This window comes from Methyloglobulus sp., from assembly GCF_040079455.1.
In the GTDB taxonomy this organism is placed as follows: domain Bacteria; phylum Pseudomonadota; class Gammaproteobacteria; order Methylococcales; family Methylomonadaceae; genus Methyloglobulus.
This window is the reverse complement of sequence record NZ_JBEBKJ010000101.1, coordinates 1-10831: the sequence shown is the minus strand read 5'-3', so window position 1 is coordinate 10831 and position 10831 is coordinate 1. Positions and strand designations below refer to the sequence as shown.

The 10831-nt window shown below is 44.8% G+C and carries 10 protein-coding genes; 8 read left to right on the top strand and 2 right to left on the bottom strand.

Annotated elements, in window-relative coordinates; genetic code table 11:
- A partial coding sequence (locus ABL924_RS16400; RefSeq protein ID WP_349028178.1) for a PEP-CTERM sorting domain-containing protein occupies positions 1-268 on the top strand: 268 nt, incomplete at its 5' end.
- 748 nt (positions 269-1016) lie between these two features.
- Entirely contained in the window at positions 1017-1541 is a 525-nt protein-coding gene (locus ABL924_RS16395; RefSeq protein WP_349028177.1) for a DUF1097 domain-containing protein, read from the top strand.
- Between the two features lie 291 nt (positions 1542-1832).
- Here ABL924_RS16395 and ABL924_RS16390 read toward each other — a convergent pair whose 3' ends face one another.
- Entirely contained in the window at positions 1833-2093 is a 261-nt protein-coding gene (locus ABL924_RS16390) for a hypothetical protein (RefSeq protein ID WP_349028176.1), read from the bottom strand.
- Between the two features lie 264 nt (positions 2094-2357).
- On the opposite strand from ABL924_RS16390, the gene hrcA reads away from it, so the two are divergent.
- The 6 genes from hrcA to ABL924_RS16360 all read left to right on the top strand — a co-directional run bounded on the left by hrcA (position 2358) and on the right by ABL924_RS16360 (position 9197).
- On the top strand, positions 2358-3374 hold the full coding sequence (gene hrcA / locus ABL924_RS16385; protein WP_349028175.1) for a heat-inducible transcriptional repressor HrcA: 1017 nt from the start codon (positions 2358-2360) through the stop codon (positions 3372-3374).
- A 216-nt stretch (positions 3375-3590) separates the two neighbouring features.
- Positions 3591-4241, top strand: coding sequence for a nucleotide exchange factor GrpE (gene grpE / locus ABL924_RS16380; protein WP_349028174.1), 651 nt, complete (start codon positions 3591-3593; stop codon positions 4239-4241).
- Positions 4242-4300: 59 nt separating this feature from the next.
- Complete coding sequence (gene dnaK / locus ABL924_RS16375) at positions 4301-6241, top strand: molecular chaperone DnaK (RefSeq protein ID WP_349028179.1); 1941 nt, start codon at positions 4301-4303, stop codon at positions 6239-6241.
- 298 nt (positions 6242-6539) lie between these two features.
- Entirely contained in the window at positions 6540-7670 is a 1131-nt protein-coding gene (gene dnaJ, locus ABL924_RS16370; RefSeq protein ID WP_349028173.1) for a molecular chaperone DnaJ, read from the top strand.
- Positions 7671-7673: 3 nt separating this feature from the next.
- On the top strand, positions 7674-8477 hold the full coding sequence (gene dapB / locus ABL924_RS16365; protein ID WP_349028172.1) for a 4-hydroxy-tetrahydrodipicolinate reductase: 804 nt from the start codon (positions 7674-7676) through the stop codon (positions 8475-8477).
- Between the two features lie 36 nt (positions 8478-8513).
- The gene (locus ABL924_RS16360) at positions 8514-9197 is read left to right on the top strand and encodes a serine protease (RefSeq protein ID WP_349028171.1); all 684 of its coding nucleotides are present in this window, start codon (positions 8514-8516) and stop codon (positions 9195-9197) included.
- Between the two features lie 453 nt (positions 9198-9650).
- Here the strand turns inward: ABL924_RS16360 and ABL924_RS16355 are convergent, their stop codons facing one another.
- Positions 9651-10100 (bottom strand): beta/gamma crystallin domain-containing protein, encoded by a 450-nt coding sequence (locus ABL924_RS16355; RefSeq protein ID WP_349028170.1) that lies wholly within the window; start codon positions 10098-10100, stop codon positions 9651-9653.
- Between the last annotated feature and the right edge of the window lie 731 nt (positions 10101-10831).

The window sequence follows — 10831 nt, the reverse complement described above, 5'->3', positions numbered from 1 at the left end:
GAGTCAACTGCTTTCTTCCAGTGCCAACGCATTAACATCAGGCAATCACATCCTTGAAGCATTTTGGGCTGAAGGTTGCTGTAATGGTGCTAACGGCGGCCGATTTAGTTTGGATGGCGGAGCAAACTGGCAAAGTCTGTCTGTCGGCAATCTTAATACGCTTGCTCCTGTGCCGGTTCCAGCGGCTGTATGGTTGTTCGGTTCCGCTTTTGCTGGCTTGATGGGCAAGCGTCGTAAGAAAATATTGGTTTCCCCATTAGCTGCGTAATGTTTAGGGGATCACTAATAATCCCCTCTCCCTCTGGGAGAGGGCTAGGGTGAGGGAAATAACCACTTGATTTTAAAGCCCTCATCCCAACCTTCTCGGCAATAGCTCCTGCATTGCCCTACTACCTACATCCATGTAGGCATCCCAAAGGGAGAAGGGGCTTTTTGAATTTTTAGAGGTTACCTTTAGTTATTCCGGTATTTCCCAGTCTGGGTTGGCTGGGAATGCTCTTTAAAAGCAATATCCCTCATAATTGACCCCCAAAGCCAGACAAGGTTTTCTTGCACTTAGCCGCCCGATAGTCTCATACGCGGGCAATCTTCACTCCACTAACGCTAAGGGTCCAAGACTTTCAGTGATAGCTATTTCCATGCTTCAAATCATGTCAACAGTATTTGCCTCAGTGTGATCGAATCATGGGAAACGTTTGTATACAGGGCGTGGTGTCCAAATAACGTCAAGTGTTGATTGTGGAAATTAAACAAGCTGGGTTTAATCTGCATGGTAAGGCTATTGAAATTCATGATATCTGTGCGAACGGTATTGCAAATAGAGGCCATTTTAACGGCATTGATTGATGAGTTTTAAGGTCGCAACAATCAGAATATTTAACTCCAGGATAATATCTGCTATATTCCCTACGCTACGGGTTAAACGAAGCCCGTGTTCTAATCGTCAGGTATTATAGAAACACCTCAGTGTGTACCTGGCTTCATAATTAAAATGAGGTGAGTTTCGGAGAATTCGCGTGGATAAACTAACAGCACTTTCTTTAAGCATTGGCGTTATCGCTGGTGTAGCAACATTTTTTGCCGTATTGCCGCTCACTGCTGGTATCTTTTTTATATGGGCAGCAACTATCGCCTGGGCGGCTTATTTCTTGCTGGGTGCTAACCAGGAAGCGGTTGTCAATAACATCACCTGCGGCATTTTTGGTGTGTTCATGGCATGGGCAACAGCGCTTATGTTGACTGAAATTTCACCAACAACCATGTTAGGTTTTCCGTTTATGGCGGCATTTACCGTGTGTGCTGCGGTAATTGTAATGTGCTTGGCTGCTAATATCCCCAGGCTTGCGACGATACCTTGCAGTGTTTTAGGCTATTCTTCAACATTCGCCTATTTGTTACAAACCCCTGATAAACTCAATAAAGATGTGTTATTGGGCTTTTCTATGAGTAACCCTTTATTGGTGATTTCAATTTCTTTTGTGGTTGGTACTTTTTGCGGTGTTTGGTCAGCGCAACTTAGCGGTAAATTGACGACTAAGTAATAATTTAAAACTTACAGCTCACGAAGACGGTTTTCGGTAAGTCGAAACCGTCTTTTTTGTTTGTCTTATCTTTAATTTAAGGAAACCTCTAATAATCCCCTCTCCCTCTGGGAGAGGGCTAGGGTGAGGGATATAATTGCTTGATTTTATTCTCCTCACCCCAACCCTCTCCAGCAGGAGAGGGAGTCCGTTGCTCTTTCAACTCGTTGTTTTTATTACGCCGAAAACTTGTGTAGATACTTATACCCAGAGGGAGAAGGAGTTTTTTGAATTTTTAGAGATTCCCTTAAGTTACCGCTGCTGCATCCAGCGAAAATACGTCTTACCATCATCACAAACCCAGCTAGAGCGTTGTACGCCGTATTCCGTTTTACGTAGCACGCAATGATTTTGTTCTTTGAATTCATTCCAGTTGCTGTCATCGGGATTAACGCTGAAATACAGGTTGCTTAATATAATAATAGCCAAGGCGAACCCGCCGTAAAGCACAAAATCCAATGGCTTTTTGGGCATATAACGCCGGATTAATGGTGTTATCTGGTCTGCATTCATAACATTCTCCTACAAGAAATCTGGCTTAACTATACGCTTAATAACAGCTCAAACAAGGGTTATCGCTGGCTAATATGGCCTATTGTTAGATGGTTTTTCTGACGCACACACCCCGTGTTTTGCATGGCCACTACCGTATACATTGACAAGCTGCGGTTGTACTGTTAATTTCCTTATTTAGCACTCGTAAAGGAAGAGTGCTAGTTATATTTGGCGTACTAGATGGCACACACACAGATTTTAAACGAACGATCCCTGCAATGATTGAAAACGCTGGTGGAACGCTACATCAGCGATGGTCAGCCCGTGGGTTCGCGGGTGTTATCCAAAGGTTCAGAATTAAACCTAAGCCCCGCCACCATCCGTAATGTCATGGCAGATCTTGAAGACATGGGGCTGGTGCATTCTCCGCACACATCGGCGGGGCGGATTCCCACCGTCAGCGGATACCGTATGTTTGTAGATACCTTGTTAACTTTCAAGCCATTGGAATCAAAAGACTTGTTTCGGTTGCATGAAGGTTTGGCTGCCAAGGAAGATAACAGTGACTTAATCGGCAAGGCCTCAAGATTGCTCGCAGAATTGACCCAAATGGCTGGTATCGTCACCTTGCCCAGACGCGAAACGGTTTGCTTGCGCCACATAGAGTTTTTGCCGCTATCCAATACGCGTGTGCTGGTCATTTTTGTGACCAACGAGCAGGAAGTCCATAACAAAATTATCAAGACCGACAAGAAGTTTTCCGCTTCTGAGTTGCAACAGGCCGCCAATTTTATCAACTCCATTTATGCGGGTCGCAGCCTGCAAGCGGTGCGCGAAGCGGTGTTAAAAGAACTCAAAGAAGATCAACAACGTATGAACCAAGGCATGATGGATGCCATTAAAATTGCCCAGTTAGCGTTAGAACCCACTGATAAGAAGGAAGATTATGTATTAGCAGGGGAAACTAACTTAATGGGTTTTTCGGAATTGGCTGGCCGGGATAACCTGAAAAAATTATTCGAAGCATTCAGCCAAAAGCAGTCCGTACTGCATTTGCTAGATCACTGTATGAAAGCCGAAGGTGTGCAGATTTTTATCGGCGAGGAATCCGGTTATCAAGCGTTTGATCAGTGTAGCTTAGTCACCTCTTCTTATTCCATTAGCGATGAGGTAGTTGGAGTATTGGGCGTTATCGGCCCTACCCGAATGGCCTACGAAAAAATCATCCCTTTTGTTGATATTACTGCAAAATTGTTAGGTGCAGCCTTGAATCCTAAAACTGCGACCCCATCATCTTAGCAATATTTTTCATTATGAAAACCCTGAAATAAGTCCTTCGACAGGCTCAGGACGAACGGTTTGTGTTGATTGCCTTCGTTTTGTGTTAATTCCGTTCGTGGTGAGCTTGCACCATAGGCACTTCCTTTGGTCGTCGAACCATGAATGGAATCAAATTTATTCAGAGATTCATTAAGTTTTCAAAACCGTTTATTTTACACAAAGGGCATACCGATAATGAGTACTGATCAGAAACAAACTGAATCACAGCTTGATTCAAAAGAAAACGAGGAAATCCTCGAAGAAGTCTTATCCGATGAAGGTTTGGCAGAAGAAGAACTCTCCCTGAATGAACCGCCATCTCAAGAAACACTCATAGCAGAATTACAGCAAGAACTAGCAGCAGCCGAGCAAAAAGCCCAGGAAAACTGGGATAAAGCAATTCGAACTCAGGCAGAAATGGAAAACTTGAGAAAACGCACCCAAAAAGATCTGGAAGATGCCCATAAATATGCGCTAAACAGTTTTACCAAAGAATTATTGTCGGTATTAGATAGCCTTGAATTAGGTCTTCAGGCGGCAACTGGTGAAAGCGAGGAAGTCAAAAAATTCCGTGAAGGTAGCGAATTGACCATCAAACAATTTGAAACCGTATTTGCAAAATTCAACGTCATGACGGTAAATCCAGTGGGCGAGCCTTTCAATGCCGAGCAGCATCAGGCTGTGTTAATGCAAGAAGTGGAAGGTGCAACGCCCAATACAGTGGTTAATGTATTCCAAAAAGGGTATTTGCTAAATGGTCGGTTATTGCGTCCTGCGATGGTCGTCGTGGCAAAATCGCCGGAAAAATCGGCAAAAAAAACCTCAGAAGATAATAAACAAGCTTGAATAAGCTAAAACAGCCCTCATATCGGTTTTAACATTCACTTTACTTAACAAATTCAAGTCTGGAGCATTCAATGGCAAAAATTATTGGCATAGATTTAGGTACCACAAATTCGTGTGTCGCCGTGTTGGAAAATGGCGTGGCGAAAGTCATCGAGAACAGCGAAGGTGCGCGTACAACGCCTTCAATCATCGCGTTTACGAATGACGATGAAGTCCTGGTTGGTCAATCAGCCAAGCGACAATCCGTCACCAATCCCAAAAATACCTTATTCGCAATTAAGCGTTTGATTGGTCGCCGTTTTAAAGATGATGTCGTGCAAAAAGACATCAAAATGGTGCCTTATAACATCGTTGAAGCCGGAAACGGCGATGCTTGGGTCGAAGTTAATGGCAAAAAAATGGCGGCACCAGAGATTTCAGCCAGAATTCTGATGAAATTAAAGAAAGATGCTGAAGCGTATTTGGGCGAGGAAGTTACCGAGGCCGTAATTACCGTTCCCGCTTACTTTAACGATTCCCAACGTCAGGCCACCAAAGATGCAGGTCGTATTGCTGGCTTGGAAGTCAAACGGATTATCAACGAACCGACGGCTTCTGCCCTGGCGTTCGGCATGGATAAGCCCAAGGGCGACACCAAAATTGCGGTTTATGACTTAGGCGGCGGTACGTTCGACGTTTCTATCATCGAAATTGCCGAAATTGATGGCGAACATCAGTTTGAAGTGCTGTCTACCAACGGTGACACTTTCTTAGGTGGTGAAGATTTTGACTCGCGTGTTATTGAATACCTTGCCAGTGAATTCAAAAAGGACACTGGCGTTGACCTGCACAACGACCCATTGGCTTTGCAACGCCTGAAAGAAGCGGCGGAAAAAGCCAAGATTGAGTTGTCGTCCAGCCAGCAAACAGATGTGAATTTACCTTACATTACCGCTGATGCCTCAGGTCCTAAGCATCTGAATGTTAAGTTGACCCGCGCAAAACTGGAATCCTTGGTTGAGGAGTTAATCCTTCGCACCAAAGGCCCTTGTGAAATGGCGATTAAGGATTCTGGCTTATCCACTTCGGATATACACGACGTAATTTTGGTAGGCGGTCAAACCCGTATGCCAAAAGTACAAGAAATGGTCAAAAACATCTTTGGCAAAGAGCCACGTAAGGATGTCAATCCTGACGAAGCCGTTGCCTTGGGTGCGGCCATTCAGGCAGGTGTATTGGCGGGCGACGTGAAAGATGTGTTGTTGCTGGACGTTATCCCTTTGTCGCTCGGTATCGAGACGATGGGTGGCGTGATGACCAAGCTGATCGAGAAAAACACCACGATCCCGACCAATGCGTCGCAAGTGTTTTCTACCGCAGAAAACAACCAAACGGCAGTGACTATCCACGTTATGCAGGGTGAGCGCGAAATTGCCTCTGCTAATAAGTCGTTGGGACGTTTTGATCTGGCGGACATCCCGCCAGCGCCACGCGGGATTCCACAAGTCGAAGTCTCCTTTGACATAGATGCAAATGGTATATTGAACGTGTCGGCAAAAGACAAGGCGACGGGCAAGAAACAATCTATCATAATCAAGGCTTCCAGCGGTTTGTCGGATGATGAAGTTCAACGCATGATTAAGGATGCGGAATTACACGCCGATGAAGACCGTAAGCTGAAGGAGCTGATTTCTGCGCGTAATCAAGCGGATGGCATGATACACGCCACCGAAAAATCCTTGAAAGACCTGGGTGACCAAGTTGCAGCGGATGAGAAATCGGCGATTGAATCGGCAATTGAAGCCTTAAAAGAAGCGGTCAAAGGCGACGATAAAGATGCCATCGAAGCGAAAACCAATAGCTTGGCTGAGGTTTCCGGCAAATTGGCAGAACGGGTTTATGCCCAAAAATCGGCTGGTGAAGGTGATGATACAGATAATCAAGGCTCTGCGTCCCATAAAGCGGATGAGGGTGTTGTTGATGCCGAGTTTGAGGAAGTCAAAGAAGACGACAAAAAATGATGCATGCCAGTAAAGCGCAGGCGATAACTGGAACAAGAAGTAATTATGTGTTGCTTCGGTTGTAAAGAAAGCCTGCTGCTTTATCTGTATGTATTTCCTTTATGGGTAACAATACCGACAGTTATATTTGTTCTTTGCTGTACTTGGTATAGCTTAAAATGGTTATTTAAACGTTTAACGGCAAATAGTAGGCCATAAAAGGCTATTTTTTATAGAGTAATGGTGTTATTTATGTCGATAAGCATCACCTTTATTTATTCACACCACAAAACCGCCCACGTTGGCGGTTATTTACGTTATGGCAAAAGAAGATTATTACAAATTACTGGGTGTTGAGCGCAACGCCAGCGATGCGGAGATTAAAAAAAGCTACCGCAGCATGGCGATGAAGTTCCATCCAGACCGGAACAAAGACAATCCCGAAGCCGCCGAGACCAAATTCAAGCAAATAAAAGAAGCTTACGAAGTGCTTTCGGATGCCCAAAAACGTTCAGCCTACGATCAATTCGGTCATGCCGGTGTCGATGGATCTGGTGGACGCGCAGGAGGATTCACCAGTGAAAGTTTTAGCGATGTGTTCGGCGATGTCTTTGGTGATATTTTTGGCGGTGGTGGTGGTAAGCAGCGCGGCGCACAACGGGGTTCAGATCTTCGTTACAACCTGGAGCTGACGCTTGAAGAGGCGGTCTCAGGAACGGAATCAAAACTTCGTGTCCCCGTTCTTGTGGCTTGTAAGGAATGCGATAGCACGGGTGCAAAAAAAGGCTCAAGCCCTGTGATATGTTCCACCTGTCATGGGCATGGTCAGGTGCGGATGCAGCAAGGCTTTTTTTCCGTGCAGCAAGCTTGCCCAACCTGTCGCGGTACCGGAAAACAAATCAAAGATCCTTGCGGCGTATGTCGTGGTGACGGACGCGTTCAGGAAACCAAAACACTGTCGGCAAAAATTCCGGCTGGAGTCGATACCGGAGACCGTATTCGCTTGGCTGGCGAAGGGGAAGCAGGAGAGCGTGGCGCTCCGGCAGGTGACTTATACGTGCAGATTCACGTCAAAGACCATGCGATTTTCACACGGGATGGTGCAAACTTGTATTGTGAAGTGCCGATCAGTTTTGGCAGTGCCTGTTTAGGGGATGAAATCTCCGTACCGACTTTGCAAGGCAAAGTGATGTTAAAAGTGCCATCAGAAACCCAAACGGGAAAATTGTTCAGATTGCGCGGTAAAGGCGTTAAGCCTGTCAGGGGCGGAGCGGTTGGTGATTTGATCTGCAAAGTCAACATCGAAACACCCGTGCATTTGACCAAGGAACAAAAAGCGCTGATCGAACAACTTAATGCCTCCCTGACCGGCGGTGGTAAACAACATAGCCCGCAGGAACATTCCTGGACGGACGGTGTAAAAAGTTTTTTCGATAAACTGACAGGATAAATCATGATGCGAGTTGCCATAGTCGGTGCGTCAGGACGCATGGGCTTGAGTTTGCTTAAGGCTGTTGCTCAATCGGGAGATCTATCATTAGCGGTTGCTGTTGCTCGTTCGGGTAGTCTCGTGCTGGGCAAGGATGCCGGAGAACTAGCAGGGATTGGGTTTTCTGGAGTTAAGGTAATTGATGATCTGGCCTCAGCAATTAAACAGTTTGATGTGCTTATTGACTTTACCCGCCCAGACATTTCTATGGATTACATAGAACAATGTCGGCAAGTAGGAAAGAAGCTGGTGATTGGCACTACAGGTTACAGCGATGCCCAAAAAGCCAAAATAGCCGAAGCCGCAAAAGACACCGCGATTGTAATGGCACCCAATATGAGTGTCGGTGTCAATCTAACCTTGAAACTGTTGGAAATAGCCGCCAAGATTATGGGTGAGTATACCGACATCGAAATCATCGAAGCCCATCATCGCCATAAAGTTGACGCACCGTCAGGTACGGCTTTAAGGATGGGCGAAGTTATCGCCAAAACTTTAAATCGGGATTTGAAGGATTATGCTGTCTATGGCAGGGAAGGAATTACAGGTGAGCGTGATCGTAAAACTATCGGCTTTTCCACTATCCGTGCGGGTGATATTGTCGGCGAACACACCGTCATGTTTGCCGATGAAGGGGAACGGGTAGAAATTACCCACAAAGCCTCTAGCCGCATGACGTTTGCCAATGGCGCGGTTCGGGCAGCGGTTTGGTTGGCTGATAAACCCAACGGATTGTATGACATGCAGGATGTATTGGGGTTAACATAGGTTTTTTTCGCTTCCGCGTTAAGTATAGGATCGGCTATGAAAATATTAGTAAGCCTATGTATAGGAATATTCATTTTAAGTTGTTCCCACATCAGTAAGGTTGAGCCTAACGGTATTGAGCTTAGTCGCAGCATAGTAAAAATACAGGCACTTTCGGTAAGCGGCAAACAAAGCATGGGATCTGGTGTGGTAATTGCGCCCAATACAATCGCAACTAACTGTCATGTGACACGAACAGCAAATCGTGCGTATATAATTGAAGAAGAACGTCTTTATCCTGTGCTTGCTCAAGCCGCAATACCTGAATTTGACGTATGTATTCTTAAAATCGAACCTTTTACTTTACCGATAGCAACACTGGCTGAAAGTGAACCCCTTAAAATAGGTGATGACATTACTATATCTGGCTACCCTTATGCTTTAAACCTTCGTACGATGGGCGGTAAGGTCGTCGGTTTACACCCTTATGACCAAGACCAAATAATCGAGATAAATGCAGGTTTTAACCATGGCGCCAGTGGTGGCGGTGTTTTTAACAGCAGTGGCAAACTCATTGGCTTAATGACTTTTATGGGGCAGGAAAAAGGTGTGCTGCACTTTTTTGTGATCCCCGCATCTTGGTTAGTAATGGGTTTAGAAAAAGAGTTTGTTCCTCTACGGTCATTTTCTGCCCGTAGTTTTTGGGAAAAGGGGGATTTCATAAAACAGTTGAAGAACTAGATGACCGTAATACTTTGAAATCGGAATTCTGATTAACTTCAGACGGACTCTCGAAGCTTGGCTTACTCCATCGTTCCAATCGGGGCAGCCAAATTGCCAGCCGCGCTTATCAATATCGGCTGGCAGAACGGCATCAAGACCAGTATGAGCGGGGGTAATTGCTGGGATAATGCAGTTTGGAACGTTTTTTCAGGCGTTTAAAGTAGAATCGCCGCGTCCGTCGTGACCGTTACCAGACCCAAGTGAAAATGGCATGAGCTGTTGCTAAATATATCCATTTTTACAACACCAAACGCATACCTTCGGCAATTAATACCCGCTCCCTAAGTCTATTTGAGCAACAATTTGTAACATCCGCCTAAGTCACTGTCCATTTTACTTGACCATCACAGATCACTACACCCAAAGGGAGGTGGTTTTTTTGAACTATTCTGACGTTATCATGACAGTCAACTACATACATTCTACTTTCAACGATCTGATTTTTTTATGAAAATTAAAATCCCCAAGGTCATGGATCATTTCCTTGCCAGTAAAGATAAGCTCAGAATCTTCTTTAATATCTTGCTCTGTGATACCCCAGGAACGCATTAATTCGGGAGACATAGCCATGTCGCTTATTTTTAATTCAAAGCGGGGATTCTGATAAACGGTTACCTTGGCTTTAGGACCAATCTTTATGCTATGAATGCGCTGATTCCAATCTTCACCATTTACCTTGTTTAAATTTTCTAACTGAGCAGGTCCTTCAATGAGCAAATGCTTGCCCGCATACTGAGGCTCGTCAAAAAAGTCGGCCCAGCAGTCGCTATCCACAGCATAAGCATTAGACGCTGAACCTAATAGAAGCATTACAACAAATACCGTTTTGAAACTACGAAATACTGATTGAATTCGGTTCATCTGTATTCTCCTGTTAGTGAATTTTACTGTCTGTTAACAAAGCTCGTTTCTATCAATAACCAGGACAGGAACAAACCCTTATAGTCCTAAGACAACGTAATCAATTATCTGTTCCATCTGATAAAAGGGTTCGAGATATAGGCCAAATGGTAATACCAATCCGAATAAGTTGTAATATGACCCCTCATCCTGACCATCTCCCTTTGGAGAAGGTATCAATGAAAACTTATTGGGATTGGTATAAGCAGTCATCGCAAGTTTGGACAAAAAGCGTTATACCCATTGCCCAATAACTGGCTTGGCTGATGACGCTGAACTTGATCTGGATGGTGTTCTATCAACAGAATCGCTTGTAGCAGGCAAAGCCAGATCACCACATCCATGCACCTTAGTTGTTGCTTAACAACTAAGGTAATCTCTATAAATCTCTCAAGGGGTTAGGGTATGGGCTGTAAATGACTGATTTTAATTCCCCCCAACCTTCTCGGCAATGACTCCTGCATTGCCAAGCCACATGGATGTGGTGAAAGGGGCATTTTTCCACCTACTACCTACATCCATGTTCCCGTGCTGTAAGAATCCTACTACAAAAAAACTGATTTTTTTGTGACATTTTTAACACGTAATATATGTATTGAGACCTTTGCACAAACAGCAGAAACTCCGGCTGACTGGTCAAAAGCCGATTTTTTTGAATTGGCATTCACCTTAATGGGCGGTATTCGGCTGAA